This window comes from Geothrix rubra, from assembly GCF_030268065.1.
Lineage (GTDB): Bacteria > Acidobacteriota > Holophagae > Holophagales > Holophagaceae > Geothrix > Geothrix rubra.
The window spans coordinates 366132-392714 of record NZ_BSDD01000003.1 but is presented as its reverse complement, the minus strand read 5'-3'; the positions used below and the strand labels follow the sequence as shown (position 1 = coordinate 392714).

Genomic DNA, 26583 nt, shown 5'->3' with positions numbered 1-26583 from the left:
CACCAAGACCAGCCGAGCCAGGCTGAGGGGCCTTGGTGTCCAGGGATCCATTTTTGCATGGCGGCCGGGCCCCGGCCAGTTCCGGCGGATCAGCGGGGGTCCCGCCGGGGCCAGGCGACGACGGCGGGCTCGGGGCCCTTCGCGTCGTCCCGGGTGAGGCACAGGCCCTCGGGCGCCCGGGCGAAGCGGGGATCCTCGAGGATGACGCGGGCCCGACCGTCGGCATCGGGGGCGAGGGTGCCGATCCGCCGCCAGGCCCCGTCCTGGGCCATCCACACGGCATAGCGGTGGCCCGCGGGGGCCGGCGGGAAGTGGGCCAGGGTGAGGACCACCGTGGAGTTCCCGGGTTCGCTCCGCCAGGCGGCGTGGAGGGCCTGCTCGGGATCGGCCGCGGGCGGCGACGGCTCCATCCTCAGGACCTTCGCGTGGCTGCTGGTGAGCATGCGGAGGGCGCGATCCTGCCGGCCCGCGCGCCGGAGCGCGAAGGCTCCGGGTACGGCCAGCAGCAGGCCCAGCCCCACGGCCACCAGCACGGCGAGGCGGGCGTTCAGCTTCTGGAGCCCGGCGCGGATGCGGGTCTTGGCGGTGCCGAGGGGCACCCGCAGGCGATGGGCGACCTCCTCGTGGGACAGCTCATCGAAGAAGGCCAGGGAGAGGGCCTGCCGTTGGGAGGGCGGGAGCACGCGCAGGGCCTCCCGGATGGCCGTCCGCCGGTACTCCCGCCACACCTCCTCCTCCGGGGAGGCGGACAGATCGGAGAGGTCCTCCACCAGGTCGGGCCCGGCCTGGGGCCGGCGGGACCGGGCCCGCAGCTCGTTGGCGATGAGGTGGTGGGTGATCTGGAGAAGCCAGGGCCGGAGGGGCCCCCGGGCGGGATCGTAGGTGGGGGCCTTGGTCCAGAGCGCGAGGAAGGCCTCCTGGGTGATCTCCTCCGCGGCGGACCGGTCCAGGCTGCGGCGGGCCCGGTGGAAGACCATGGGGGCATGGCGCTGGTGGAGGACTTGAAGGGCCTCCGCGTCCCCGGCCGCCACCCGGCCCATGAGGGCCTCGTCGGAGAGCTGGGCCAGGAGTGGTTCGGACACGGGTACCGGGACCTCGCAGGAAGGGTGCGCCCGGCCCCCCGGGTCCCGCAAGCCGAGACTCACAGGCGGGTCCCGGGGGGGACGGTCACGGCGGGGTCCACCCGGAGGGGGCCGCCCGGCTCCACCTCCTGGACGGCCAGGTGACGCAGGGGAAGCCGGGCCGGGCCGTGGGTCACGGCCCCCAGCCGGTCGTACTCGCTGCCGTGGCAGGGGCAGGTGAACCCTTCCCCTGACCACCGCACGCTGCAGCCCCGGTGGGTGCAGATGGAGGTCAGGGCGTAGATGCCTCCGGCGTCGGCCAGGAGGAAGAGGTCGCCCTGCTTCCGGTAGTCCCGGACCTGGCCGGCCGCCAGGGAGGCCCGGGTCTCGGGGGTCAGGATGGGCGCCGCGTCAGGTGGCGGCGGGTCCCCGGCCGCGGCCGCGCGCGGGGACACGGCGAGGGCGGCCAGCACGCCGAGCAGGCCCTGGACGAAGGTCCGGCGGTCGGGACCGGGGAGGGCCCCGGGCCTGGCGTCTCCGGGGCTCATGGCTGCACCAGGGGGAGGTCGGTGAACGGGACCTCGGCCGCGGGCCGGGCCTTCGAGCCGGCCCGGGCATCGAGGTCGCGGAGGCCCAGGCCGCGGTACGGCGCCGCCGGATCCCAGGGGACCGGGGCGCGCTTCGGCTGGGAGCCGGGCGCGGGCAGGGGGAAGATGAGCGACGCGGCGGCGTGGTGGGCGATGTGTCCGGTCATGACGTGGTGCTGCTGGTGGATGTGCCCGTAGAACACCGTCACGTACCGGAAGGGCTGGAGCAGGGCCAGGGCGTCGGCGCCGTCCAGCGTGGCCCAGTCCCAGTCGGGGTAGAGGTCGAAGAGGGGGCGGTGGGCGAAGACCACGAGGGGCTGGCCGTGGTCCAGCCGCGCCAGGTCCTCCGCCAGCCAGCTGAGCTGGGCCGCCCCGAGCTTCGAGCCCGGGGCCGAGACGTTGTCCAGGGCGATGAAGTGGAAGCCCCCGTGGTCGAAGGTGTAGTGGGTGGGTCCGAAAAGCTCTCGGAAGGCCTCGCCCTGGTCCGCGCCGGCGTCGTGCTCGCCCGGGAGGAAGTAGCGCCGCTTCACCGCAAGGCCCGCCACCAGCTCCTTGAAACGGGCCATCCGGGCCCGCCGCTCCTTCGGATCGTCCGTGTCGTGGGTGAGGTCCCCCGTGAAGACGATGAAATCCGGCGGGTGGGCCAGCCCGTTCACGGCCTCGATGGCCCGGGGCAGGGTGCCGGCCGCGTCCGGGTTGGCCGGTCCGTGGTAGCCCCAGTGGGTGTCGCTCAGCTGGACGAAGTGGAAGTCGGACGGGGCCGGCTTCCCGGGGGCCAGGACGCCCAGGGGCGCGGCGAACCCGCTCAGCCGGGAGGCGACGGCCACCCCTCCCAGGCCCAGCAGCGTGAGGAAGGCCTTGCGATCCATGGACGCGCACATGGCGGCTCCTTCGGGGGCCGGGAGAGGGCCCTCCACGGATAGATACACCGCGGACCGCGGGATGGATGTCGCCCCCCGGTCCGGTCCCGGCGGGGGCCAGGGACCCGGGAATCTGTCAGGATCCGGGGATGGCCTCCGCCCCCGTTCCCACCCTGGTGCCCGAGGGCTCGTCGCGCCTGGCCCTCGGCACCATGCGCCTCCTGGATGGGGGACGCAGCCCCGGTGAGCTGGCGGCCTTCCTCGCCCAGGCGGCCGATCTGGGTCTCGCCGTGTTGGACAGCGCCGACATCTACGGTGCCGGGGCCGTGGAGCCGGCCCTCGGTGCGGCCTTCCGGGCGGCGCCGGGCCTGCGGGACCGCTTCCGGATCGTGGGGAAGTGCGGCATCCGGCTGGTGTCGGAGGCCTCGCCCCGGGTGGCGGTGAAGCACTACGACACCTCCCGGTCGCATGTCCGGGCGGCGGTGGAGGGCTCGCTCCGGGCCCTGGGCACGGACCGCCTGGACCTGCTGCTCATCCACCGGCCCGATCCCCTCATGGACGCCCACGGCCTGGCGGTCACGCTCGGGGAGCTCGTGGCCGAGGGGAAGGTCCTGGCCCTGGGCGTCTCCAACTTCCTCCCGGCCCAGGCGGACCTGCTCCAGGCCCGGCTGACCCTCCCCCTCGCCGCACACCAGATCGAAGCCTCCCTCTGGCGCCCGGAGCCCCTGCTGGATGGCACCCTCGACCACGCGCAGGTCCGCGGGATGCAGGTCATGGCCTGGTCGCCCCTCGGCGGCGGGCGGGCTCCCTCCGCGGCGCTGGCCCTGGCCCTGGCGAAGCTGGGCGAGGCCCTCGGGTTGACGCCCGCCCAGGTGGCGCTGGCCTGGCTGGCCCGGCATCCCTCGGGCCTCCTGCCCGTGGTGGGGACGGGACGCCTCGACCGGCTCCGCGAGGCCGTGGCCGCGATGGCCTGCATCCTCGACCGCGAGGCCTGGTTCGGGCTGCTGGAGGCGGCGAGGGGGAAGCCGGTGGCCTAGTCGCTCTGCATGCGGTCCCAGTGGTCTTCCCACTCCAGGTCGGTCCACCACTCGGCCTCGAGGCCTTCGCAGGTGGTCCCGAAGGAGGCGCAGTTGACGCAGCCGTCGCCGCGCGGGGCCTGGGGATCGGGCTGGGGCGGATAGGCCGTCAGCAGGGCCAGCCCGGTCTCGCGGGCGGCATGCTCGGCGTCGGTCATGGGGCGGGAGGGCAGCTCGCGGACATGGGCCCGGCGCAGGCGCTCCTCGCCCTCGGGGAAGAGGACGGAGTTCTCGGCGTCGATGTGACGCCAGAGGGCGTGGCTGTAGGCCACGGCCAGTTCCTGGAGGCGCGCCCGATCGGTTTCAGTGGCCAGGGGACTACCCAGGAGCCCGGCCAGGGCCTCCAGCAGGCCGGCCATGCGCTGGTGCTCGCCGGTGATGGCCGCCACGGGGCCGCGGTCCGCGGGCAGTTCGGCCTTCTCCACGAGGGCCCGAAAGAGGACGGCCTCCTCCTTGTCGTGGTGGAAGGTGCCCGCGAAGTCCCGGAAGAAGGCCAGGAACCGCGCGCCGTCGGCGGGGTCGCCCTGTCCCGCGAGCCGGGCCGTCACGAAGGCCCGCAGGGAGCCCAGCACCTGGTCGATGAGGTCGTGCTCGCGGCGGAGGTCGTCGAGGAGCTGCATGGGGGTCAGACGCGGGCCGGGGCGCCCTCCACCCGCATGCCCAGGGCGTCCAGCAGCCAGTGGTCGTGGTTGCCGCCGGGGTTGGGGGTGGTGAGCAGCTTCTCGCCGGTGAAGATGCTGTTGGCGCCTGCGAAGAAGCAGAGGGCCTGCAGCTCGTCGCTCATCTGGGTGCGGCCGGCGCTGAGGCGGATGCGGCTCTTCGGGAAGAGGATGCGGGCCGTGGCGATCATGCGCACCAGCTCCAGCGGGGGCAGGGGCGGGACGCCGGCCAGGGGCGTGCCGTCCACGGCCACGAACTGGTTGATGGGGATGCTTTCGGGGGCGGGCTCCAGCTCGGTCAATTCCTGCAGGAAGTGGATGCGCTGATCCACCGTTTCGCCCATGCCCACGATGCCGCCGGAGCAGACCTCCAGGCCCGCGGCACGCACGGCGGCGATGGTCTCCAGCCGCTCGTCGAACGTGCGGGTGTGGATGATGGTCTCGTAGAAGTCGCGGCTGCTGTCGATGTTGTGGTTGTAGACCTGGCAGCCGGCCGCCTTCAGGCGCTTCGCCTGGGCCTCGTCGAGCATGCCGAGGGTGACGCAGACCTCCATGCCCATGCCGGAGACGCCCCGCACCATCTCCAGCACGGCGTCGAAGTTGGCGTCGTCCTTCACCTCGCGCCAGGCCGCGCCCATGCAGTAGCGCGTCGAGCCGTTCGCCTTGGCCTCGGCGGCGCCGGCCAGGACCTTCTCCACGTCCTTGAGGGGTTCCACCTTCAGGGCGGTGTTGTAGCGGGCGCTCTGGGGGCAGTAGGCGCAGTCCTCCGGGCAGGCCCCGGTCTTGATGGAGTCCAGCGTGCAGAACTGGATCTCCTCCGCGTTCCAGTGGGCGCGGTGGGCCGTGGCCGCCCGGTAGAGCAGCTCGGGCACCGGCAGGTCGTGGATGTCGCGGATCTCGGCGGGGGACAGGGGCATGGGCGTTCCCGAAAAGCGTCCATTGTACCGGAGAAGACGATTAATCAGCCGGGCCCGTCCAGGTGCAGGCGATAGCCCACGTTGGGCTCGGTGATGAAGTGTCTCGGCCGGGTGGGGTCGGCCTCCAGCTTGCGGCGCAGCATGGCCATGTAGATGCGGAGGTAGTGCGTGTTTCCCTCGCCGCCGGGCCCCCAGACCTCGGCCAGCAGCTGCGCATGGGTGGCCACCCTTCCGTTCCGGCGGACGAGGGCTTCCAGCAATCGGTACTCCAGGGCCGTGAGGTGGACGGGACGCCCCTCCAGGCTCACTTCCCGGCGGCCGAGGTCCACCCGCAGCCCCCCTCCGGCCACCACCGTGTCCCCGGCCTCCGTGGGGATCGTCCGGCGCAGGGCCACGCGCAGCCGCGCCAGCAGCTCGGCGGCGCCGAAGGGCTTGGCCAGGTAGTCGTCGGCACCCAGGTCGAGGGCGCGCACCTTGTCGTGTTCCTGGTTCCGGGCGCTGAGGATCACGATGGGGCGGCGGCTCCAGGCGCGGAGCCGGCATAGCACCTCCATCCCATCCAGGTCGGGGAGCCCGAGGTCCAGCAGCACCAGGTCGGGGTTGTGGCTGCGGGCCTGGGCCAGGCCCTCCGTGGCGGTGGCGGCCGTGAGCACCTGGTAGCCCTGGCCCGTCAGCGTGGGCACGAGGAACCGGCGGAGGGCCGGCTCGTCCTCCACCACCAGGATGCGGGGCGGATGGGCCCCGCCCGGAGGGGCCGTCATGGCGCGCCCTCCGGCAGCGACGGCGGATCGCCGGGGAGCGGGAGGCCGATGCGGAAGGCCGTGCCGCCCCCCGGGCGGGCCTCGGCCCGGATCTCGCCCCCATGGGCCTGGACGATGGCCCGGCAGATGGCGAGTCCCAGGCCCACGCCGCCTTCTCCGGCTTCCGAGAGGCGGAAGAACTTGTCGAAGATCCGTTCGAGGAAGGCCTCCGGCACCCCGGGCCCCCGGTCGGCCACCTCCAGGCAGAGGCGGCCGGGCTCGGTCCAGGCCCGCAGGTCTGCGTCCCGGCCGGGGGCGTGGCGCCGGGCGTTGGCGAGGAGGTTGATGAGGACCTGCTCCATGAGGGCGGCATCGAGGGGCACGAGGGGGAGGTCCGGCGGGAGGTCCACCCGGACGGGCACGGCCCCCTCCCGGCGTTCCAGCCGGCCCAGGGCCGCGCCCACCACCTCCTCCAGGGGCTGCCACTCCTTCTGGACCTGGAGGACGCCGCTCTCCAGCCGCGTGAGGTCGAGGAGGTTCCCCAGGAGGTGCGCCAGCCGCTCGCTCTCGTCCTGGATCATGGCCAGGAGGTCGCGGCGCGTGGCCTCCGTGAGGTCGCCCGGCAGCAGCAGGGTGCCCGCGGCGCCGTGGATGGCGGCCAGGGGCGTGCGGAGGTCGTGGCCGATGGCGCCGAGCAGGGTGCTCCGCAGGCGCTCGGTCTCCCGCTCCACCTGGGCCCGGCGCGCCTCCTCCAGCCAGCGGAGCCGCTCCAGGGCCAGGGCGATCTGGGCCGCGAAGGCCTTGAGCAGCTCCCAGGTGCGCGGGGGCAGCCCCCCCGGCTCCCGGGGGAGGATCCGGAGCACGCCCTCGCTCCGGTCCGTGCCGGTCAGGGAGAGGTAGAACGCGCCGCCTCGCGGCAGCGGCTCGAGGGGGTCGCCTTCGCGATCACCGATCTCCAGGCCGGGCCCCAGCTCCGACGGGGCGGGCAGGGCCGGGTCCTCGACCGGCGTGGGAAGGGAACGCCAGGCGTCCCCTTCCGGCAGGAGGAGCCAGGCCGTGGCCTTGAAGGCCCGCCCGATGTGCTCCGCGGCCGCCGTGGCCACCTCCTCCGGCGTCCGGCTCCGGGCCAGGGCGCGGCCCAGGAGGTACAGGGACGCGGTGTGGACCTCCCGGCGCTGGACCTCCCGCGCCTGGTGGCGCAGCCGTCGCAGCAGGCCCATGACCAGCTGGGCGGCCAGCAGCATGGCGAGGAAGAAGAGCAGGTTGGGCCAGTGTCCGGTCGCCTGGCTGAAGCGGGGCGTCTCCAGGAGGAAGTTGTAGAGCAGGGCGCTCAGGGCGGAGGCCAGCACCCCCAGGCCCTGGCCCCAGCGGTGGGCGATGACGGCCACGCCCAGCAGGTAGATGGGCAGCACCAGCGAGAGGTTCCCCTCCCGCGGCACCAGCCAGGCCAGGCCCGTACAGGCGCCCAGGACCAGGAAGGTCCCGACGGTGGCGCCGAAGGACGTGCCCGGGGCCCGCTCGGAGAGCGCGCCCGGCGGATCGTCCAGCACCTCCAGGCGCGCGTCCAGTCCGCGGCGCTGCAGTTCGTCGGCGGTGGCATGGCCCAGGCGGGCCCAGGGCCAGCGGTCCCGGGAGCGGCCCAGGATCAGGGCCTGGGCGTGGCTGGTCCGGGCCAGGTCCGCCAGCCCCTGCGCCAGGGTCGGGGCGCGGACCACCCGGACCTCCGCGCCGAGGCGCTGGGCCTCCTGCAGCCAGACCTGGGCCTGCTCCTCGTCCTCCGCGGCCGGGCCCGCAGTCGTCCGGACGTGCGCGGCGATCCAGGGGGCGCCCCGTTCCCGCGCCATGCGGGAGGCGGCCTGGATGAGCCGGAGGGCGCGGGCCTCGGAGCCGAGGGCCACCAGGATGGGACGGGAGGAGGCGTCCATGGGCGCTCCAGAGTACCCAGGGGCCCTGCATAAAAACCGCGTAAAAAGTCGCGTCCGGGCGATCCGTGACGGCCGTCCCCCGCGCATACTTCCGGCGTTCGTCGTTTACGGATGAGGAGGTTGTCTTTATGTCCCCGATGCCCATCAACGTTGGCAACACGGCCTTCATGCTGTTGTGCGCCAGCCTCGTCATGCTCATGACCCCCGGCCTGGCCTTCTTCTATGGTGGCCTCGTGGGCCGGAAGAACGTGCTGACGATCATGACCCAGAGCTTCGTCTCGCTGGGCTGGACCACGGTGCTGTGGTTCGCCTTCGGCTACTCGATGTGCTTCGGCCCCACCTGGCACGGCATCGTGGGCGATCCCACGCACTACGCCTTCCTCCGGGGGATCACCCTGCACAGCATGTTCACGGGCAATGACGCGGGCATCCCCCTCATGGTCCACGTGGCCTACCAGATGATGTTCGCCATCATCACGCCGGCGCTCATCACGGGGGCCTTCGCGAACCGCGTGACCTTCAAGGCCTACTTCCTGTTCCTCACGGGCTGGCTGATCTTCGTCTACTTCCCCTTCGTCCACATGGTGTGGAGCCCCGAGGGCATCCTCGCCAGGTGGGGTGTGCTGGACTTCGCGGGCGGCATCGTGGTGCACAACACGGCCGGTCTGGCGGCCCTGGCCTCCATCCTCTATGTGGGCCGCCGCAAGGTGGTGGAGAACGTGCCCCACAACGTGCCGCTCATCGCCCTGGGCACCGGGCTGCTCTGGTTCGGCTGGTACGGCTTCAACGCCGGTTCCGAACTGCGCGTGGATTCCGTCACGGCCTCGGCCTTCCTGAACACCGACATCGCCGCCTCCTTCGCCGCCGCCACCTGGCTGCTGGTGGAGTGGATGAACGCCCGGCAGCCCAAGTTCGTGGGCCTGCTCACAGGCGCGGTGGCGGGCCTGGCCACCATCACGCCGGCGGCCGGCTACGTCTCGCTGAGCACGGCGGCGCTCATCGGCATCCTGGCCGGCGTGATCTGCTACTACGCCGTGGCCCTGAAGAACAAGCTGGGCTGGGACGACGCGCTGGATGTCTGGGGCGTCCACGGCGTGGGCGGCTTCATCGGTGTGATCTTCCTCGGCGTGTTCGCCTCGAAGGCCTGGAACCCCGCCGGTTCCGACGGCCTCCTCCTGGGGAACGTGGCCTTCTTCGGCAAGCAGTGCGCCGCCGTGGCCATCTCCTCCGTGTGGGCCTTCGGGTTCACCTACGGGATGCTCTGGATCATCGACCGCATCACGCCGGTCCGGGTGGCCCCCATGGCCGAGGAGAAGGGCCTCGACACGGAACTCCACGGCGAAGAGGCCTACCCCCAGGGGATCTGAACCCGGCTTCCAACCGGTTCCGCGGGGCCGATGGGCGGCCCTGCGACGGAGGTCCATGTGCGTTGCCTGCAATCCATCCCCCTGGCCGGTCTCCTCACCGCCTCCCTGGCGGCCCAGGTTCCCGTGCCCACGCTCAAGTGGCACGGGTCCCTCTGGGCCTCGGCGGTCACCCAGGACCGGGAGACCCGGGACGGGTCCCTCGTCTTCCGTCCCCTGGAGGCGGGCCAGAGCCAGTTCTCCCTGGACGGCCTGATGCTGGGGGTCGATGCCGCCTTCGCCCAGGGCTGGTCCGCGAAGGCCACGCTCCTGGCCGGGAACACGGGCAAGACCATCCAGGCGACCACGGGCGACACGGGCACCATCGCGGCCGTGGAGGCCATGCTGGTCTGGACGGGAGAGCGGGACACCTTCCGGATCGGGCGGATGATCACCTTCATCGGCATGGAGTACCTGGACGGCGCCCAGAACCTCACGGCCAGCCGGGGCCTGCTCTTCACCTTCTCGGACCCCTTCGGCCAGGTGGGCGTCCACTGGCACCACGCCTTCAGCCCCGCGTGGAGCGGTGACCTCTGGGTCTTCAACGGGGAGGACCGCCTGAAGGACAACAACCACGGGAAGACCGTGGGCTTGGGCCTCTCCTGGAATCCCGGCGGTTCGGCCGAGACCTACCTATCCCTCCACGCCTACCGCGGGCCGGAGCAGGATGGGCTCGGTGAGGCCTCCGGCACGGGTGCCGAGGGCCGTCCCCGGGAGCGGGTGTGCCTCATGGGCCAGGGCGTCTGGGGCCGGACCACCCTGCAGGGCGAGGTGTCCCTCGGGCGCGAGTCCTTCGCCGCCGGGAGCCTCCTGGGCGCCCGGGACACCCAGTGGGCGCGGTGGCGGGGCCTCGGCCTGATCCTGAAGCGGGACCTGGGGCGGGGCATCAGCCTGGTGGCCCGGGCCGAGCGGCTCGGCGACGACCAGGGCGTGCGTTTGTCCCTGGATTCCACCATCCGGGCCAGCCTGGGGCTGGATGCCGGTGGCCTCGCCTACGCCGGGCGGACCGGGGCCGATCTCGTGGCCCGGTCCCTGAGCCTCGGGGTGGAGAAGAAGCATGGGCCGGCCTTCGCCCGGGTCGAGGTGCGGCAGGACCGTCTCAACCGGGACCTGCAGGATGCCCAGGGCCGGACCTTCCGGGAGGGCCTGTCGGCCACCGTGAGCCTGGGGGCCGCCTTCTAAAGGCCAAGGGGGCCGGTCTGTCGCAGGTGGTCTGCGGACGGCTGTGGAGACAGCCGAAGTCCCCCCTCCGGGCGTGCTAGATTGTCCCTTCGAACGCCATCCGGCGCGAGGAGTGACCGTGGCTGCCACCCCCCCCCAGACCGCGACTGCCGAGCCCCTCACCCGGGAGCAGCGCGTGGCGCTGTACCGGACGATCTACGCCGCCCGCCGCATCGACGACAAGGAGATCACGGGCAAGCGGCAGAACAAGGTGTTCTTCCAGATCAACGGGGTGGGCCACGAGGCCCTGCAGGCCGCCGCCGCGATGTGCCTGCGGCCGGGCCACGACTGGTTCTTCTTCTACTACCGCGACCGGGCCCTGGCCTACGGCCTGGGCTATACGGCGAAGGACATGTTCCTGGGCTCCGTGGGCGCCGAGGCCGATCCCGCCAGCGGCGGCCGCCAGATGCCCAGCCACTGGGGGCACCGGGCCCTCAACATCTTCACCACCTCCAGCCCCACGGGCAGCCAGTTCCTCCAGGCGGTGGGCGCCGCCGAGGCCATCCTGCGGGCTGAGCAGGGGGGCCTCCAGGAGCAGCTGGGAATCAAGTCCGACGAGGTGGTGCTGGTGACCACCGGCGACGGCACCTGCAGCGAGGGCGAGTTCTGGGAGGGCGTCAGCAACGCCGTCAACCTCAAGGTGCCCGTGGTCTTCCTGGTGGAGGACAACGGCTATGCCATCAGCGTGCCCAGCGAGGTGCAGTACCCCGGCGGCAACGTGGCCGCCCTCCTCAAGGGCTACGAGGCCCACGGGCTGCTCATCGTGGACGACGTGGACGGGTGCGATCCCGTCGCCAGCCACGCGGCCCTGCAGGCGGCCGTGGCGCACGCCCGGTCGCGCAAGGGCCCGGCCCTGGTGCGGGCGCGAGTCATCCGTCCCTACAGCCACTCCCTGTCCGACGACGAGCAGCTCTACAAGTCCAAGGCCCAGCGCGACGAGGAGGCCCGCCGAGATCCGGTGCGGACCTTCGCCGAGCGCCTGGTGGCCCAGGGCGACCTCACCGAGGCCCAGCTCCAGATGCTCCGCGACGAGGTGCAGGCGGAGGTCGATGCGGCCTGGGCCGAGGCCGAGGCCGCGGCGCCGCCGGCCAGCGGGAGCTTCTACCGCCACCTCTACAGCGAGGACGTGGATCCCACCTCGGCGGCCTTCGACACCGAGCACGCAGCGGGCGACCAGGCCACCGGCGCGAAGACCATGATCGACCTCATCAACGCCACCCTGAAGCACGAGATGGCGCGGGATCCCCGCATCCTCGTCTTCGGCGAGGACGTGGCGGACGCCAGCCGGGCCGAGATCCTCGAGGAGGTGAAGGGCAAGGGCGGCGTCTTCAAGGCCACCCACGGCCTGCAGAAGCAGTTCGGCGGCCACCGCGTCTACAACTCGCCCCTGGCGGAGGCCACCATCGTGGGCCGGGCCATCGGCCTCGCCGCCCGGGGCTTCAAGCCCGTGGTGGAGATCCAGTTCTTCGACTACATCTGGCCCGCCATGCAGCAGCTGCGCGACGAGCTGGCCAACATCCGCTGGCGGTCCAACGGGACCTTCGCCGCGCCGGTGGTGGTGCGGGTGCCCATCGCGGGCTACCTCATGGGCGGCGCCACCTACCACAGCCAGTGCGGCGAGAGCACCTTCACGCACATTCCCGGCCTCCGCGTGGTCTGCCCCAGCTCGGCCCTGGACGCCGCGGGCCTCCTGCGCACGGCCATCCGCTGCGAGGACCCGGTGCTCTTCCTCGAGCCCAAGCACCTCTACCGGCAGACCCACAACAAGGGCAACGACCCGGGCCCCGAGTTCATGATCCCCTTCGGGAAGGCCCGGACGGTGCGCGAGGGCCGCGACCTGTCGGTCATCACCTACGGCAACACGGTGCATCGGGCCGTGCAGGCGGCCCGGGAGGCGGAGAAGGAGGGCATCTCCGTGGAGATCCTCGACCTCCGCACGCTGAACCCCTACGACTGGTCGGCCATCGAGCGCACCGTGAAGAAGACCCACCGGGTGATCGTGGCCCACGAGGACACCCTCAGCTGGGGCTACGGATCGGAGCTCGCCGCCCGCATCGCCGACGAGCTGTTCTTCCACCTGGATGCCCCCGTGCGCCGGGTGGCGGCCAAGGACACCTGGGTGGCCTACCAGCCCGCCCTGGAGGACGAGATCCTCCCCCAGCCCAAGGACTTCCTCGAGGCCTACCGGAAGTTGATGAAGGTCTGAGCGTCTGCCGATAGAGCAGGGCATCGCTCATTCCGGAGGATCCATGCGCGCCCTGCCCCTGGCCCTGATCCTGTGCGGCACTCCTGTCTTCGCCCAGATGGGCCGGACGGAGGGCCCCGCCCCCTCGAACCGCTCCTTCACCGTCGGCGGCCAGGTCTACGGCCCCGACCTCACGGGCCACTTCCAGGGCACCCAGAACGGCCAGCCCATCGCCCTGGACCTGGATTCGGACCTGGGATTGGGCAAGGACAAGACCACGCCCGGTTTCTTCATGGACTACCAGGGGCCGCGCTTCGGGTTCCAGGTCTCCACCGGTTCCGCCGAGTACCGGGGCGACCGGATCCTCACCCGGAACATCACCCTGAACGGGACCACCTACAGTGCCGCCGACCGGGTCCTGTCCCACGTGAAGCTGGCCAGCGTGGACGGTACCTGGACCATCAAGTTCTTCAGCTACCCCGAGGGCTGGGTCGGCTTCGACCTGGGCGTGCAGGCCTGGAAGATCGACATGGACATCCACGACGTCCCGCCGTCCCCCCTCGCCGCGACCTATGCCAGCACCTCCGTATCGGCGCCCATCCCCCAGGTCGGCCTCTCGGGGGGGACCCGGGCCTTCGATGGGGTCCTGGAGTCCAAGGCCTACCTCCACTACCTGGCCTACAAGGGGGCCAAGTACACGCTGCTGGGCCTGGACGTCCGGGTGTTCCCCGTGAAGTGGCTGGGGCTCAGGGCGTTCTACGAGGGGGGCACCTTCGACGTGCCCAAGGGCTCCATCAAGGATGACCTGGAGTTCAAGCTGGATCGGAAGGGCGCCGGATTCGGGGCGGTGGTCCGGTTCTGACCTCCCGAAAAAAATAGATTGCAAATGGATAATCCTGTCATCCTGATGCGCGTGGCCTGCGAAGTGCAGGTACCACGCCCAAGCTATGACGGCCTTGTCTGGGGGATGTCATCGCATCAGCATCACCAGACACACGCAGGAAACAATCATGGCTCAAGGCACCGTCAAGTGGTTCAACGCTGAGAAGGGGTTCGGCTTCATCACCCCCGACGAGGGCGGCTCGGATCTCTTCGTCCACCACACCGCGATCCAGGGCGGCGGCTTCCGCACCCTCGACGAGAACCAGCGCGTCAGCTTCGAAGTCGCCCAGGGCCAGAAGGGCCCCCAGGCGACCAACGTCGTCAAGCTGTAACCAGCAGCTTCCGCAGAACGGAAAGGCGGCCGGAAACGGCCGCCTTTTTCGTGTTCAGGGCGAGGCGGACTCAGTGGTGCCCGTGGTCGTCCGTGAGGGTGGGCTTGCCCATGAACTCCGCCTGGCGGCCCAGGAAGAGCACCCAGAGGCCGAAGAGGGCCAGGAAGATCCAGCCCAGCAGGAAGAGGATGGGCCGGGCGGGGGCCAGGTCCGGGTAGGCGAAGCCGAGGGCCCCGATGAGGGCGCTGAAGGCGCCGTAGGCCATGAGGAGGCCGCCCCAGCCCCGGCTGGTGGGACCGTCCTGGGCCACCTCCTCGGGCAGGGTGCCCAGGGGGGTGGTGGTTTCCGCGGCCAGGTGCAGGCCCTGGAAGACCAGGACGGCGCTGAGGATGAAATAGAAGACCAGGAAGAGCATGGACGGACCCTCGCCTTCCTTTCCTATCACGATTCGGCGACCCCCGGGCGGAATTCGGGCAGGGGGTCACAACGCTACCGCCCGCCCAGGAGCGGGCGGCCGTTCAGGACCGCGGCTTCCTCGTGGTGGAGCCACTGCCGCTCCTTCCGGAGGGCCCGCACGTAGATGACCAGCTCGGCGGCGGCCCCCAGCAGCGCGAGGGCCCCGAGGGCGAGGATCGCGGGGAAGGCCACCTCCCGGTAGGGCATCTCCGCCGGCAGCAGGAGCGAGGCCACCCCGAGGACGATGCCCCCCACGGCCGTGTGGCGCGCCCGGAGGCGCCAGGGGTGGATCTCCTTGCGGACGACGGCCCGGTGGAGGTCGTGGAGGAAGTCGATCTGCTCCTCCCTGCTGGGGACCCCCCGGGCGGCCTCCATCTCCAGTTTGCTGAGGCTGAGGGCCAGTTCGCCCGAGGCGTCGTCGAGGCTGGCCACGCGGGTTCGGAGGGTCATGGGAGCTCCTTTCAGGGGTGAGGCCGGACCGCGGCCTCGGGGAGGGCGGATCAATGCAGCACGAGGCCTCCGCCTCCAGGGGGGGATTTCAGGGCCAGGACGAAGGGCAGGGCGACCAGGAACACCACCACCAGGAACCCGAAGGCGTCCACGAATCCGAGGACGAAGGACTGCCGGGTGACCTCGGCCCCGATGAGCCCGGCGGCCAGGCCCTTCACGGAGACAGGATCCAGCCCGGCCCAGGGGAAGAGGCCCTGGCCCAGACGGGTGTAGGCCTCCTGGACCGGGCCGCTGGTGGCGCTGATGTGCTCCGCCAGGCGGGCGTGGTGGAACTGGGCCCGCTGGCTCAGGACCGTCGTGGCCACGGCGATGCCCACGCTGCCGCCCTCGTTGCGCATGAGGTTGAACATGCCGCTGGCCACGCCCATGGATTCCGGCGGGATGCGGCGGACCGCCACCGTCGCCACCGGCACGAAGATGAAGCCGATGCCGATGCCGTGGAAGATCCAGGCCACCACCAGGTAGGAGAAGTCCGTGGCCAGGCTCAGGCGGGTGAGCAGCCAGGCGGAGTAGGCCATGGAGGCCACCCCGGCGGCCACGAAGATCCGGGCGTCCACCCGCTTCATGAGCAGGGCCACGAGGATCATGGCGAGGATCGAGGCCACGCCGCCCGGGCTGAGGATCATGCCGGCCCAGGTGGGGGTGAAGCCCAGCAGGTGCTGGACGAAGAGGGGCAGGAGGATGAAGGCCCCGTAGAGCCCGAAGCTCACCATGAAGATGAGCAGCATGCCCGAGGCGAACTCGGGGATTCGGAAGATGCGGAGGTCCACCAGGGGATGCTCCGCGGTGAGGCTGCGCCACACGAAGAGCGCCAGCCCCAGGATGGCCAGGCCCATGGCCACCTTCATGGAGTTGCTGGCCAGCCAGTCCAGGCGCTCGCCCCGGTTCAGGAAGATCTCCAGGCAGCCCAGGCCCACCGCGATGAAGAGCAGGCTCCACAGGTCCGCCCGGCCCTCCGGTGGCCTGAGGTAGTCCGGGTCCTCCACGAAGGCGGTGGCCAGGGCGTAGGCCAGGGCGCCCACGGGCAGGTTGATCCAGAAGATCCAGGGCCAGGTCCAGTGGTCCGTGATCCAGCCCCCCACGAGGGGTCCCACGATGGGCCCGAAGATGACGCCGATGCCGAAGAGGGCCGAGGCCATCCCCTGCTCCTCCTTCGGGAAGGCCTCCAGGGTGATGGCCTGGCTCATGGGCACCATGGCGCCGCCGGAGAGGCCCTGGACCACGCGCATGAGGATGAGGAACCCCAGGGTGGGCGCCGCGCCCGCCCCGAAGGAGGCGAGGGTGAAGATGGCGAGGCAGAGGAGGTAGAGGCGCCGGCGGCCGAAGGCCGCACCCAGCCAGCCCGTGATGGGCAGGATGATGGCGTTGGCCACCAGGTAGCTGGTGATGACCCAGGTGATCTCGTCGGTGCCGGCGGCGAAGCTGCCCTTCATGTGGGGCAGGGCCACATTCGCCACCGAGGTGTCGAGCACCTCCATGAAGGTCCCCAGCATGGTCGTGAAGGCCACGATCCATTTCAGGGAGGGGTTCGGGCCCGGCGCGGTCACGGCCTCACCTCGCCTCCCGGGTGTCGATCTCCGCCGTGACGCTCAGCCCCACCCGCAGCCGGCGCTCCGGGTCGGCGTTCGGTTCCAGGCGGATGCGCACGGGCAAGCGCTGGACCACCTTCACCCAGTTCCCCGTGGCGTTCTCGGCGGGCAGCAGGCTGAACACCGAGCCGGTCCCCGCCGCCAGGCTCTCCACGGTGCCGCGGAATTCGCGGCCGTCGTCCAGGTCCGCCCGCAGGGTCACCGACTGGCCGGGCCGCACGCGACGGAGCTGGGTCTCCTTGAAGTTCGCCTCCACCCAGAGCTGCCCGGCCCCGAGCGGCACCACCGCCAGGAGCGGCTGGCCCGCGGCCACCACGATGCCCTTCTCGGCCAGCTTTCGGCTCACCACGCCGTCCACGGGGGCCGTCACGTCGCAGTAGGAACGCTGCAGCCGGGCCTGCTCCAGGGCCGCCTGGGCCACGCCCACCTTGCTGCGGCTGACGCCGAGCAGGCCCTGGGCCGCGGCCACCTGCTTGCGGGCCGCCGCCACCTGCGCGGCGGCCACGGCGTCGGCGGTGACGGCGTGGTCCACCTTCTGGGCGGGGATGGACTGCCGGGCGTGGAGGGCCGTCAGCCGCGCCTTCTCCAGGGCGGCCAGCTCCCGCTGGCTCTCCGCCGCCTGCAGCTGGGCGCGGGCCTGGGCGATCTGGGCCTCGTTGAGGGCCAGGGCGCTGGTCGCCTCCCCCAGGGAGGCCCGGGCCCGGGCCACAGCCGCGTCGTAGTCGCGCGGATCCACCGTGGCGAGGACCTGGCCGGCCGTCACCGGCTGGTTCTCCTGCACGGCCACCGCCTGGAGCGGGCCCGGGATGCGGGAGGCCACGGTGATGATGGATCCCCTCACGTAGGCATCGTCCGTGGCCACGAAGACCTGGGCGTGGCGCCAGCGGAGGAGGCCCCACAACCCGCCGGCGGCGGCGAGCACGAGGATCGCGGCGAGGGAGAGGCCCTTCTTGAGGGAGGGGGCGGCCATGTCAGGGCTCCGGTGCGGAAGGCTTCCGCTCGTAGAAGGCGGGCAGGTCCTCGCCGAGCAGGGCCAGGAGGGCCGCCTGCTGGGCGAAGGCGCGGTAGCGGCGCTCGGCCTGGGCGCTGCGGCTCTCGGCCAGCACGGATTCGGCGTCCAGCACGTCGATGGTGCGGAGGAGGCCCTCGGCGTACTGGTCGTTCACGATGCGCAGGTTCTCCTCGGCGGCGCGGGCATTGGTCCCGGCCGTCTCCGCCTCGCGCAGGGCCTGGCGGTAGGCCCGGAAGGCCGTCGCGGCGCCGCTCTCCGCCTGGCGGCGGGCCTCCAGCAGCTCCCGGCGGGCCCGGGCGGACTCCGCTTCCGACTGGTCGGCCCGCGCCCGCCGGCCGCCGCCATCGAAGACCTTCCAGGAGAGGCCGAGGAAGAGGGCGTTCTCGTGCTCATGGGCGAGATAGGGGTTCTGGGCGTAGGTGTGGCTGGCCTCGGCCACCACCACGGGCAGCTGATCGCGCCGGAGGGCGGAGGTCCGCTGCTCCAGGGCCCGGACCCTGGCCGCCAGGGCCCGCACCGAGTCGTTGGCTTCGGCGGCCTTCGCCCGGCAGGCGGCCTCGTCCCAGGGCAGCTCCGGCGGGCCCGCGAGATCCCCGGGGAGGGCGAGGGGCTCCGCCGCAGGGCGGCCCAGGGCCAGGTTCAGGGCCTCCCGGGCCGAGGCCCCGGCGGCGTCCAGGGCCCGGTCCGCGTCCTCCACCCGGCGCAGGGCCACCTCGGTGCGGAGGAGGTCGTTCCGGGCGACGACGCCGTGCTCGAAGAGGGCCTGCACCGCCGCCCGGTGGCCCTCCAGGGCCGTCTTCCGCTGGCGCAGCACCCGGCGCTGGGCCTCCAGGTCGAGGAGGGCGACGTAGCGGGCCGCCGCCTCCCCCTGGGCCCGCCGGACCTCGGCCCCGCCCTGGAAGCCGGTGCCGGCCACGCCTGCCCGGGCGGCGGCCAGGGCCCGGTCCCGACGGCCGAAGTCCCAGACGAGGTACTGCAGCGAGATGCGGTACTGCCAGGCATGGCGGTCCTCCGTGGGGAAGACCTGGGGCGGCACCACCACGGGCGGCGTGGTGAAGGGGCCGAGCTGCATCGCGCCCAGCGAGATGGGCTGGGAGATCAGCCCCGGCCGCTCGTCCAGCAGGCGGTAGCCCCCCTGGACCTGCAGGTCCGGCCAGTAGGGGCTCCGGGCGCGGGCCTCGTCCTCCCGGGCGGCGGCCAGGGACAGCCGGGCCGACTCGGCGGGGAGGGAGGCGGATCCCGCCTGCCGGAGGGCCTGGACGAGGGTGAGGGGCTCGCCGGCGAGGGCGGGCAGGGCCAGGAGGAGGAGGGCGGCCGCAGGTCTCACGGCGCCACCCCCACGCCCTCCAGGAGGCAGTCCAGGGCGCGATCCACGCTGACCTCGGAGGGTTCCCCCGGGTGCCTGACATGGCCGTGGTGCAGGGAGGACTGGAGGACGTCCAGGCAGAGCTGGGCCAGGAAATCCGGCTCGAGGTCGCGGACCAGGCCCGCCTGGATGGCGCGGACCATGAGGTCCCTGAGGTGCGTCCGCTCTTCCTCGTAGATCTCGCGCAGCCGGGGGGCGAAGCGGGAATCGAAGCCCCAGTCGAAGTGCACCCGGTTCTGGATGAACATGGGCAGGTGCATGGGGCGCTCCCGGAACTGGTCCGCATAGGCCAGGGCCAGGCGCCGCAGGGCTTCCAGGGGCGGCAGCTCCCGATCGAGGAGGGTCTGGATCTTGGCCTGGAAGGCCAGGGCGCGGTCGAGGATCACCTGCTCGTAGAGGGCCTGCTTGGAGGGGAACTGCTCGTAGAGCCCCTGCATCCCGATCTGGGCCTCGGCCGCCACCTCCTGCATGGTGGCCTCGTCGAAGGGTTTCCGTCCGAAGACCCGGCTGGCGGCCTCCAGGAGCAGGTCCCGCCGCTGGCGCCTCTCCAGGTCCTTCCGTGACACGGTCATGGGACCTCCGAACCGGCATTCCGAATTTAGAATTTCAATTACTACCGTCAAGTCGTTTATCAACAGAGCTCGAGGGGGGATTTGGCTTGACTGAATCAATCGATTGATTAATATTGGTCAATCGATTGATTGAGGCCCCGCCCATGACCCCTCCGCCCCCTGATCTCCCCCAGGACACCCGGCACCGGCTGATCGAGGCCGCCATCCTGACCTTCGCGGAGAAGGGCTACGACGGGGCCGGCATCCGGGAGATCGCCCAGCGGGCCCAGGCCAACTCGGCCCTGGTGACCTACCACTTCGGGGGCAAGGAGGGGCTCTACCGGGAGGCGCTCCACCACATCAGCGACCGCAAGGCCTCGGAGGTGGCTTCGCTGCCGCCGCCGCCGGAACCGGGCAGCCCGGGGGCCCGCGAGGTCGCCCTCCAGGGCATGAAGGCCTACATCCGGGCCTTCGTGACGGACCTGATGTCCTGTCCCGCGGAGAGCGAGGTGGATGCGGCGGCCATGGCCCTCATCGGCCGCGAGATCCAGATGCCCCATCCGGTCTCGGCACCGGTCCTGCTGGAGTTCGCCCGTCCCTACATGGAGCGGGTCCTGGCCCTGCTGCGGGTGCTCCGTCCCGATCTGGACCCCGACGCCCACCTCCGCATGACCCTCAGCATCCAGGGCCAGATCCTCCACTTCCGGAATTCGCTGGGCTTCATCCGGCTCCTGAGCGGGGATCCGGATTTCCCGAAGGACCTCGAGGTCCTGATCCAGCACTTCACCGACTTCAGCCTGCGGGGACTGGGCGTCCCCGAGGCCTTCCCGCAGACGAGGCCCTGATCATGGTTCCATTCGCTCCCCCCGCCCTCCAGGCGCCGGCGCCGACGGCCGCGCCGTCCCCGGCCGCGCCCCTCGCCTTCGACCTGACCCAGGCCCTGGCCCGGGCCCGGGCCGAGAACCCGCAGATCCGCGCGGCCAAGGCCCGGGTCCAGGAGCGGGAGGGCCTCATCACCAGCACCCGCGCCGACGCCCTGCCCCAGATCGCGCTGGTCGGCGACTTCACCCGCGTGCGGGACGTCTCCCTCCTCAACAGCGGCTTCGGCGATTCCGCCGCGGCCTTCGGGCTGAACCCCGCCTCCCTGGTGGGTGCCCGCAACGTCTGGACCAGCCAGGCCACCTTCTCCCAGCCCCTCTTCTACTGGGGCAAGCTGGGCACCGCGATCAAGGTGGCGAGGATGGGCGAACGCGAGGCCCGCTACGCCTACACCACCGCCGAGCTGGACGTGCTCCATGGCGTGGCCAAGGCCTACCTCGCGGTGCTCGGAGCCCAGGCCGACCTGGAAGTGGTGAAGGTGCGCAAGCAGGCCGCCGAGACCTTCCTGGCGGACGTGAAGGCCAAGCTGGACGCCCAGTCCGCCACGGAACTGGACCTGCTCCGGGCCCAGAGCGAGCTCCTCTCCGTGGAGCCGGAGAACCTCCAGGCCGAGGCCAACCTGCAGCGCGCGGTGGAGGTGCTGGACGGCCAGCTGGGCCTCGATCCGAAGACCCCACTGGCCCTGGCCCCCATGGGGCAGCCGCCCCTCGGGACCCGCCCCGAGGGCCGCGAGCGCTCCGAGATCGCCCAGCTCCGGCAGGAGGAGGCGATGTACCGCGAGAACGACAAGATCCTCAAGTCGGACCTGCGGCCCAAGTTCGACTTCAACGCCAGCTACGGCTACCAGGCCGGCAAGACGGACCTCCTCTTCAAGGAGCCGTACGACACCTGGCGCGTGAACGTCACCATGAAGTTCCCGCTCTTCGACGGCCTGCGCAGCGCCGGCAAGCGCGCCCAGAACGAGGCGCAGCTGGAGCAGGTGCGGCAGGCCCGCATCGACCGGGAGCGAGCCGTCGCCGTGGAAATGCGCACGGCGGATCGCGAGTTGGAGAAGGCCGTGGCCCTCAACGACGCCGCGCAGAAGGCCCATGACGCCGCCGCCGAGGCCCTCCGCGTGAGCCGCGAGTCCTTCGACCAAGGCCTCATCACCTCCCTGGACCTCCTCCAGACGGAACGTTCCGAGCGGCAGGCCGAGAGCCAGCGTCGGCGCGCCGAGCTGGGGGTGTGGTCCGCCCTCTTCGACCAGCGCCGGTCCCTCGGCCTGCCCCCCCAGTGAACCCCTTCGAATCCGAGATCCGGGAAAGGAAGAAGCCCATGCAGAAGAAGACGCTGCTCTACAGCCTGGTGCCGGTGCTCGTCATCGCCGGCGCCGCCACCTGGCACCGCGGCCAGCGCAACGCCGAGCTGAACCGCCAGGCCGAGGTGAAGGCCGAGGGGCTGGTGCCCGTCACCCTCGTGCCCGTGCAGGAACGCACCTTCCGTCCGGCGGTGGCCTTCACGGGCAACCTGCTGGCCGTGAACCGCGCCACCCTGAAGGCCGAGATCACCGGCCGCGTCACTCGCGTGCTGGTGCACGAGGGCGACAGCGTGGCGGCCGGCGCCCTCCTGGGCGCCATCGACGAGGACGACTACCTCCTGGGGGTGCAGGCGGCCGAGGCCCAGGTGGCCCAGGCCCAGGCCCAGGCCCTCCAAGCCAAGCGGGACTACGACCGGGCCGAGATGCTCCTGTCGAAGCGCAGCATCACCCGCCAGGCCGAGCAGCAGGCCGAGACCGCCCTCAACGCGTCCCAGGCCGCCGCCCAGGCGGCCGCGAGCAACCTGGGCATGGCCCGGCTGCGACTGAGGAAGGCCCGGCTCACGTCCCCCTTCGCCGGGCAGGTCTCCCAGCGGCTCGTGCAGCCCGGCGAGATGCTGGCCCCCGGCCAGCCCGCCTTCGAGGTGGTGGACAACCGCAAGCTGGAGATCCACGCCGACCTGCCCGCCGAGGTGATGACCCGCGTGAAGGTCGGCCAGAAGGCCACCTTCCGGGCCATGGGGCTGGATCATCTGGTGGAGGGCCGGGTCACCCAGGTCAGCCCCAGCCTCTCCCAGGACGGCCGCACCCTCCGGGTCCGCATGGAAGTGCCGAACGCCGACGGCCAGCTGAAGGGCGGCCTCTTCGTGGAGGGCGTGATCCTCGCGGACGGGGAGCTGAAGAAGCCCGCCCTGCCGGCCACGCTCCTGAAGGCCCAGGACCGGGACGCGGAGCTCTACGTGGACGAGGGCGGCGTCGCCCGCCGCCGCAAGGTGGTGCTCGGACCCGAGCAGGACGGCTTCCGTCCCGTGGACGGCCTCGCTGCCGGCGCCCAGGTGGTGGACGAGGGCAAGGATCTCGTGAGCGACGGCACCCGCCTCCGCGTGGTGGGCGGCGCCCCGGCCGGAGGGAAGTGACCCATGTTCCTGTCCGACCTCTCCATCCGGCGGCCCGTCCTCACGGTCTGCATCATGCTCGCCCTGGTGGTGCTGGGCCTCGTGTCCGTGAAGCACCTGGGCATCGACCAGTACCCCAACACCGACATCCCCACCGTCACCGTGTCCGTGGTCTACCCGGGCGCCAGCCCCGAGGCCGTGAAGCAGGACGTGGTGAAGAAGATCGAGGAGGCGGTCAACCCCATCGAGAAGATCAAGGAGATCAGCTCCACCAGCCAGGAGGGCCTCGGCACCCTGGTGATCCAGTTCCAGCTGGGCCGCAACGTGGACAACGCGCTCAACGACGTCCGCACCCGCATCGGCCAGATCCGCCGGGACCTGCCCGACAACATCGAGGAACCGGTCATCTCCAAGTTCGACCCGGCCCAGCTGCCCGTGCTGTCGCTGGTGCTGGTGCCCGATGCGAAGCACCAGGGCATGACCCCCCGCGAGCTGACGCGCATCGCCGAGGACTTCCTCAAGCGCCGCATCGAGAACGTCTCCGGTGTGGGAAAGGTGGACGTGGCCGGCGGCAGCACCCGCGAGATCGAGATCCAGGTGGATCCCCAGAAGCTGGAGGCCATGGGGCTCTCGCTCACGGCCGTCAAGAGCGCCCTCGCCAACGACACCCTGGCCATCCCCAGCGGCAACCTGCTCCAGGGGGACCGCGAGGTCTCCGTGAAGGTGGACGCGAAGGCCAAGGCCGTGGCGGACTTCCAGCACGTCATCGTGGGCAACAAGGAGGGGCGTCCCATCGAGCTGCAGGAAGTGGCGACGGTGGTGGACGGCATCAAGGAGCAGCGCAGCCTGGCCCGGCTCAACGGGAAGGATGTGGTGGCCCTGGAGATCCAGCGGCAGACCGGCGGCAACACCGTGGCCATGGTGGAGGCCGTGCGGGCGGCCCTGGAGGAGCTGAAGCCTGAACTCGCCCAGCAGGGCGTGGCGGTGGTCACCGCCAAGGACAACGCCCGGTTCATCACCCAGAACGTGGAGGACGTGAACCTCTCCATCTACCTGGGCGGTGCGCTCACAGTGCTCATCGTCTTCTTCTTCCTGAAGAGCTGGCGCTCCACCCTCATCACCAGCCTCACCCTGCCGGTGTCGGTGATCTCCACCTTCATCATCATGCGGGCCCTGGACTTCACCCTGAACGTGATGACGCTCATGGGCCTGTCGCTGGCCATCGGCATCCTCATCGACGACGCCATCGTGGTGCGCGAGAACATCACCCGGCACGCCGAGATGGGCAAGGACCACGTCACCGCGGCCCGGGAGGGCACGGCCGAGATCGGCCCCGCCGTCATCGCCACCACCCTGTCCATCCTCGCGGTGTTCGTGCCCGTGGCCTTCATGGGCGGCATCGTCGGGAAGTTCTTCTTCCCCTTCGGCATCGTCGTGGCGTTCGCCGTGGCCGTGTCCCTGTTCGTGAGCTTCACGCTCGACCCCATGCTCAGCGCCGTGTGGCCCGATCCCGAGCACGAGAAGAGCGCCGACGGCCACGTCCACTACCAGGGGCGGAACCCGATCATGCGGGCCGTGGAGGCCTTCAGCCGGATGCTGGACCGCTGGGAGGGCCTCTACCAGCGGACCATCGAGTGGGCCCTGGCCCACCGGAAGACCGTGATGATCGCGGGCTTCGGCAGCTTCATCCTGGCCATGGGCCTCTCGGGCCTGCTCGGCAACAACTTCATGCCCGACTACGACCGGGGCGACCTTCAGGTGAACTTCAAGACCGAGCCCGGCTCCAGCCTCCAGACCACCCGGGAGAAGGCCGCCGAGCTGGAGAAGGCCATCCGCGCCGTCCCGGGGGTTCAGCTGACCTACACCACCATCGGCACGGGCCTGAACGGCACCGTGGAGTCCGGCGGCATCTACGTGAAGCTCGCCGACGGTCGTCGGCCCGGCCAGATCGCCATCCGGCGGCAGATCCGCGAGGCCTTCCGCTCGGTGCCCGGCGTGGATGCGGCGGTGGGTCCCGTGAACGACTGGGGCGTGGCCTACCCGATCATGGTGGCCGTGCAGGGTCCCGACCGGGACGCGGTCATCCAGGCCGTGCCCCTGGTGAAGCAGGCCCTCCGCAGCGTGCCGGGGGCGGTGGACGTCACCACCAGCCTCGACAGCGGCAAGCCCGAACTGCGCTTGGTGGTGGACCGCAAGGCCGCATCGGACCTGGGCGTGAGCCCGGCCCTGGTGGCCTCCATGGTGCGTCCCCTCGTGGACGGCGAGAAGGTGGCCAAGTACGAGGACGAGGGCGGCGAGCAGCGCGACGTGCGGATCCGCCTCTCGGACCAGGAGCGGCGCTTCGCGGCCCAGCTGGCGAACATGACCGTGCAGAGCACCAAGGACCTGGGTGGCGGCAAGCATCCCCTCGTCCGTCTCAACCAGGTGGTGCGCTTCGAGGAGGGCATCGCCCCCGCCAAGCTCCAGCGCCACGACCTGATGGAGGAGGTGGAGGTGGACGCCAACTTCGAGGGGTCCACCCTGGGCGAGGTCAGCGCCGCCGCCGCCGCCAAGGTAGCCGCCCTCAAGGCCGGCGGCCAGCTCCCGGAGGGGGTGCGGGTGGAGTTCCTGGGCCAGACCCGGGACAGCAAGGAGACCGCCGGATTCATGGGCCAGGCCCTGCTCCTCGCGGTGTTCTTCATCTACTTCGTGCTGGCCAGCCAGTTCGAGAGTTTCAAGATCCCCGTGGCCATCATGGCCAGCCTGCCGCTCTCCATGGTGGGCATGGTGCTCATGCTCCTGGTCACGGGCGATTCCATGTCCATGATGACGAGCATCGGTCAGATCCTCCTCATGGGCCTGGTGACGAAGAACGCCATCCTGCTGGTGGACCACGCCCTGCACCTGCAGCGCGAGGAGGGGATCCCCCGCCGCCAGGCCATCATCCGCGCGGGCATGGTCCGGCTGCGCCCCATCCTCATGACGAGCTTCGCCATGGTCGGCGGCATGCTGCCCCTCTTCCTGGCCCTGGGCGCCGGCGCCGAGATGCGGGCCCCCATGGCCCGGGCCGTGGTGGGCGGCATCATCACCTCCACCCTGCTCACCCTCATCGTGGTGCCCGTGTTCTTCGAGATCATCGAGGACATGACGCTCGCCAAGGGCTGGGCCTGGATCCGCCGCCGCCTGGGTCGGCCCGAGGAAACAGCCATTGAGGCCCCCGTCGAGGAGGCCCCCATTGCCTGAGTTCTTCGAGGCCGTCGAAACCCGGCGCACCGTGCGGGACTTCCTGCCCGACCCCGTGCCGAGGGACGTGCTGGACCGCTGCCTCGACGCGGCCCGGCTCGCCCCCAGCTCCAGCAACCTCCAGCCCTGGGAGTTCGTGGTGATCCGGGATCCCGAGGCCCGGCGCGCGGCCAACGCCGCCTGCCTGGACCAGCTGCCGGCGAAGACCGCGCCGGTCCTGGTGGCCCTGGTGATGCACCGGGACACCTGGCGGCGCAACCGGGACGAGATCCTGCGGGTGTTCGAATCGCGGGGGCCCCTCCGCAAGAGCCAGGCGGCCTACTACCGGAAGATCATCCCGGCGATCTACACCACGGGCCCCTTCGGCCTCCTGGGGCCGCTGAAGCGGGGCGTCAGCCGGCTGATCTCCCTCTTCCGTCCCACGCCGAACTTCATGTCCCGCTCCGACATCCGCGTCATGGCCCACAAGAGCACGGCCCTGGCCGCCGCCGCCTTCATGCTGGCCCTCCGCGCCGAGGGCTACGACAGCTGCCCCATGGAGGGCTTCGACCCCTGGCGTGCCGCGAAGCTGCTGGGCCTGCCCCGTGGCGCCGAGGTGAACATGTTCCTCGCCGTGGGGAAGCGCAGCGACAGGGGCGTGTGGTGGGACCGCGTGCTCATGCCCCGGGACTGGGTCGTGCGGGAGCTCTGAAGCCCTGACCTTCCGGATTGGGCCTCGTCTCCGGCCATCGATTGCGGCAC

24 protein-coding genes are annotated in these 26583 nt (G+C 71.4%); 11 read left to right on the top strand and 13 right to left on the bottom strand.

From position 1 onward, the window contains the following. Nucleotides 1-89: 89 nt before the first annotated feature. The 3 genes from QSJ33_RS09855 to QSJ33_RS09845 are packed head-to-tail and all read right to left on the bottom strand — an operon-like array spanning nt 90 to nt 2529. The gene (locus tag QSJ33_RS09855) at nt 90-1082 is read right to left on the bottom strand and encodes an RNA polymerase sigma factor (protein ID WP_285725110.1); all 993 of its coding nucleotides are present in this window, start codon (nt 1080-1082) and stop codon (nt 90-92) included. 59 nt (nt 1083-1141) lie between these two features. Further along, on the bottom strand, nt 1142-1609 hold the full coding sequence (locus QSJ33_RS09850) for a QcrA and Rieske domain-containing protein (protein ID WP_285725108.1): 468 nt from the start codon (nt 1607-1609) through the stop codon (nt 1142-1144). Next, nucleotides 1606-2529, bottom strand: coding sequence for a metallophosphoesterase (locus tag QSJ33_RS09845; RefSeq protein ID WP_285725106.1), 924 nt, complete (start codon nt 2527-2529; stop codon nt 1606-1608). Before QSJ33_RS09845 ends, QSJ33_RS09850 begins: the two co-directional genes overlap by 4 nt. Before the next feature lie 128 nt (nt 2530-2657). On the opposite strand from QSJ33_RS09845, the gene QSJ33_RS09840 reads away from it, so the two are divergent. Beyond that, nucleotides 2658-3545, top strand: coding sequence for an aldo/keto reductase (locus QSJ33_RS09840; protein ID WP_285725103.1), 888 nt, complete (start codon nt 2658-2660; stop codon nt 3543-3545). Here QSJ33_RS09840 and QSJ33_RS09835 read toward each other — a convergent pair. Genes QSJ33_RS09835 through QSJ33_RS09820 form a run of 4 tightly spaced genes read right to left on the bottom strand, consistent with a single transcriptional unit; the run spans nt 3542 to nt 7825 of the window. Continuing rightward, nucleotides 3542-4204: a hemerythrin domain-containing protein gene (locus tag QSJ33_RS09835; RefSeq protein ID WP_285725101.1), complete on the bottom strand. Its 663-nt coding sequence runs from the start codon at nt 4202-4204 to the stop codon at nt 3542-3544. The genes QSJ33_RS09840 and QSJ33_RS09835 overlap by 4 nt on opposite strands. Before the next feature lie 5 nt (nt 4205-4209). Further along, nucleotides 4210-5160, bottom strand: coding sequence for a biotin synthase BioB (gene bioB, locus QSJ33_RS09830; protein ID WP_285725099.1), 951 nt, complete (start codon nt 5158-5160; stop codon nt 4210-4212). Between the two features lie 44 nt (nt 5161-5204). Beyond that, on the bottom strand, nt 5205-5921 hold the full coding sequence (locus QSJ33_RS09825; protein ID WP_285725097.1) for a response regulator: 717 nt from the start codon (nt 5919-5921) through the stop codon (nt 5205-5207). After that, complete coding sequence (locus QSJ33_RS09820) at nt 5918-7825, bottom strand: ATP-binding protein (protein WP_285725095.1); 1908 nt, start codon at nt 7823-7825, stop codon at nt 5918-5920. Before QSJ33_RS09820 ends, QSJ33_RS09825 begins: the two co-directional genes overlap by 4 nt. Nucleotides 7826-7962: 137 nt before the next feature. Between QSJ33_RS09820 and QSJ33_RS09815 the strand changes: the two genes are divergently transcribed. The 5 genes from QSJ33_RS09815 to QSJ33_RS09795 all read left to right on the top strand — a co-directional run bounded on the left by QSJ33_RS09815 (nt 7963) and on the right by QSJ33_RS09795 (nt 13848). After that, complete coding sequence (locus tag QSJ33_RS09815; protein WP_420801393.1) at nt 7963-9192, top strand: ammonium transporter; 1230 nt, start codon at nt 7963-7965, stop codon at nt 9190-9192. Between the two features lie 57 nt (nt 9193-9249). Then, complete coding sequence (locus QSJ33_RS09810) at nt 9250-10410, top strand: porin (RefSeq protein WP_285725091.1); 1161 nt, start codon at nt 9250-9252, stop codon at nt 10408-10410. A 118-nt stretch (nt 10411-10528) separates the two neighbouring features. Next, a complete protein-coding gene (locus QSJ33_RS09805; protein WP_285725089.1) occupies nt 10529-12655 on the top strand; it encodes an alpha-ketoacid dehydrogenase subunit alpha/beta in 2127 nt (708 codons plus the stop codon). A gap of 43 nt (nt 12656-12698) precedes the next feature. Beyond that, a complete protein-coding gene (locus QSJ33_RS09800; RefSeq protein WP_285725087.1) occupies nt 12699-13496 on the top strand; it encodes a hypothetical protein in 798 nt (265 codons plus the stop codon). Nucleotides 13497-13644: 148 nt separating this feature from the next. After that, nucleotides 13645-13848 carry a cold-shock protein gene (locus QSJ33_RS09795; protein ID WP_285725086.1) on the top strand — a complete coding sequence of 68 codons (204 nt, stop codon included), beginning with the start codon at nt 13645-13647 and terminating at the stop codon, nt 13846-13848. A gap of 70 nt (nt 13849-13918) precedes the next feature. On the opposite strand, the gene QSJ33_RS09790 is transcribed toward QSJ33_RS09795, so the two are convergent. From QSJ33_RS09790 to QSJ33_RS09765, 6 genes are all read right to left on the bottom strand, one after another. Next, nucleotides 13919-14263, bottom strand: a complete 345-nt coding sequence (locus QSJ33_RS09790) for a hypothetical protein (protein WP_285725084.1) — start codon at nt 14261-14263, stop codon at nt 13919-13921. A 74-nt stretch (nt 14264-14337) separates the two neighbouring features. Further along, complete coding sequence (locus QSJ33_RS09785) at nt 14338-14754, bottom strand: hypothetical protein (protein WP_285725082.1); 417 nt, start codon at nt 14752-14754, stop codon at nt 14338-14340. A 50-nt stretch (nt 14755-14804) separates the two neighbouring features. Next, nucleotides 14805-16361: a DHA2 family efflux MFS transporter permease subunit gene (locus QSJ33_RS09780; RefSeq protein WP_285725080.1), complete on the bottom strand. Its 1557-nt coding sequence runs from the start codon at nt 16359-16361 to the stop codon at nt 14805-14807. A gap of 4 nt (nt 16362-16365) precedes the next feature. Then, nucleotides 16366-17373 (bottom strand): HlyD family secretion protein, encoded by a 1008-nt coding sequence (locus tag QSJ33_RS09775; RefSeq protein WP_285725078.1) that lies wholly within the window; start codon nt 17371-17373, stop codon nt 16366-16368. Nucleotide 17374: 1 nt separating this feature from the next. Beyond that, nucleotides 17375-18742 carry a TolC family protein gene (locus QSJ33_RS09770; protein WP_285725076.1) on the bottom strand — a complete coding sequence of 456 codons (1368 nt, stop codon included), beginning with the start codon at nt 18740-18742 and terminating at the stop codon, nt 17375-17377. After that, nucleotides 18739-19353 carry a TetR/AcrR family transcriptional regulator gene (locus QSJ33_RS09765; RefSeq protein WP_285725074.1) on the bottom strand — a complete coding sequence of 205 codons (615 nt, stop codon included), beginning with the start codon at nt 19351-19353 and terminating at the stop codon, nt 18739-18741. Before QSJ33_RS09765 ends, QSJ33_RS09770 begins: the two co-directional genes overlap by 4 nt. Before the next feature lie 143 nt (nt 19354-19496). Between QSJ33_RS09765 and QSJ33_RS09760 the strand changes: the two genes are divergently transcribed. The 5 genes from QSJ33_RS09760 to QSJ33_RS09740 are packed head-to-tail and all read left to right on the top strand — an operon-like array spanning nt 19497 to nt 26533. Then, a complete protein-coding gene (locus QSJ33_RS09760; RefSeq protein WP_285725071.1) occupies nt 19497-20177 on the top strand; it encodes a TetR/AcrR family transcriptional regulator in 681 nt (226 codons plus the stop codon). 2 nt (nt 20178-20179) lie between these two features. Further along, nucleotides 20180-21487 (top strand): TolC family protein, encoded by a 1308-nt coding sequence (locus QSJ33_RS09755; protein ID WP_285725069.1) that lies wholly within the window; start codon nt 20180-20182, stop codon nt 21485-21487. Nucleotides 21488-21525: 38 nt separating this feature from the next. Continuing rightward, a complete protein-coding gene (locus QSJ33_RS09750; RefSeq protein ID WP_285725067.1) occupies nt 21526-22641 on the top strand; it encodes an efflux RND transporter periplasmic adaptor subunit in 1116 nt (371 codons plus the stop codon). A 3-nt stretch (nt 22642-22644) separates the two neighbouring features. Beyond that, a complete protein-coding gene (locus tag QSJ33_RS09745) occupies nt 22645-25842 on the top strand; it encodes an efflux RND transporter permease subunit (RefSeq protein WP_285725065.1) in 3198 nt (1065 codons plus the stop codon). Next, nucleotides 25835-26533 carry a nitroreductase family protein gene (locus QSJ33_RS09740; protein WP_285725063.1) on the top strand — a complete coding sequence of 233 codons (699 nt, stop codon included), beginning with the start codon at nt 25835-25837 and terminating at the stop codon, nt 26531-26533. The genes QSJ33_RS09745 and QSJ33_RS09740 overlap by 8 nt, the downstream gene beginning before the upstream one ends. The last annotated feature ends 50 nt before the right edge of the window (nt 26534-26583 follow it).

Coding starts and splice junctions, on each gene's coding strand:
- QSJ33_RS09850 (WP_285725108.1), bottom strand. CDS start 1,609: ATGAGCCCCGGAGACGCCAGGCCCGGGGCCCTCCCCGGTCCCGACCGC.
- QSJ33_RS09835 (WP_285725101.1), bottom strand. CDS start 4,204: ATGCAGCTCCTCGACGACCTCCGCCGCGAGCACGACCTCATCGACCAG.
- QSJ33_RS09760 (WP_285725071.1), top strand. CDS start 19,497: ATGACCCCTCCGCCCCCTGATCTCCCCCAGGACACCCGGCACCGGCTG.
- QSJ33_RS09825 (WP_285725097.1), bottom strand. CDS start 5,921: ATGACGGCCCCTCCGGGCGGGGCCCATCCGCCCCGCATCCTGGTGGTG.
- QSJ33_RS09765 (WP_285725074.1), bottom strand. CDS start 19,353: ATGACCGTGTCACGGAAGGACCTGGAGAGGCGCCAGCGGCGGGACCTG.
- QSJ33_RS09815 (WP_420801393.1), top strand. CDS start 7,963: ATGCCCATCAACGTTGGCAACACGGCCTTCATGCTGTTGTGCGCCAGC.
- bioB (WP_285725099.1), bottom strand. CDS start 5,160: ATGCCCCTGTCCCCCGCCGAGATCCGCGACATCCACGACCTGCCGGTG.
- QSJ33_RS09840 (WP_285725103.1), top strand. CDS start 2,658: ATGGCCTCCGCCCCCGTTCCCACCCTGGTGCCCGAGGGCTCGTCGCGC.
- QSJ33_RS09755 (WP_285725069.1), top strand. CDS start 20,180: ATGGTTCCATTCGCTCCCCCCGCCCTCCAGGCGCCGGCGCCGACGGCC.
- QSJ33_RS09800 (WP_285725087.1), top strand. CDS start 12,699: ATGCGCGCCCTGCCCCTGGCCCTGATCCTGTGCGGCACTCCTGTCTTC.
- QSJ33_RS09785 (WP_285725082.1), bottom strand. CDS start 14,754: ATGACCCTCCGAACCCGCGTGGCCAGCCTCGACGACGCCTCGGGCGAA.
- QSJ33_RS09845 (WP_285725106.1), bottom strand. CDS start 2,529: ATGTGCGCGTCCATGGATCGCAAGGCCTTCCTCACGCTGCTGGGCCTG.
- QSJ33_RS09820 (WP_285725095.1), bottom strand. CDS start 7,825: ATGGACGCCTCCTCCCGTCCCATCCTGGTGGCCCTCGGCTCCGAGGCC.
- QSJ33_RS09790 (WP_285725084.1), bottom strand. CDS start 14,263: ATGCTCTTCCTGGTCTTCTATTTCATCCTCAGCGCCGTCCTGGTCTTC.
- QSJ33_RS09775 (WP_285725078.1), bottom strand. CDS start 17,373: ATGGCCGCCCCCTCCCTCAAGAAGGGCCTCTCCCTCGCCGCGATCCTC.
- QSJ33_RS09795 (WP_285725086.1), top strand. CDS start 13,645: ATGGCTCAAGGCACCGTCAAGTGGTTCAACGCTGAGAAGGGGTTCGGC.
- QSJ33_RS09745 (WP_285725065.1), top strand. CDS start 22,645: ATGTTCCTGTCCGACCTCTCCATCCGGCGGCCCGTCCTCACGGTCTGC.
- QSJ33_RS09750 (WP_285725067.1), top strand. CDS start 21,526: ATGCAGAAGAAGACGCTGCTCTACAGCCTGGTGCCGGTGCTCGTCATC.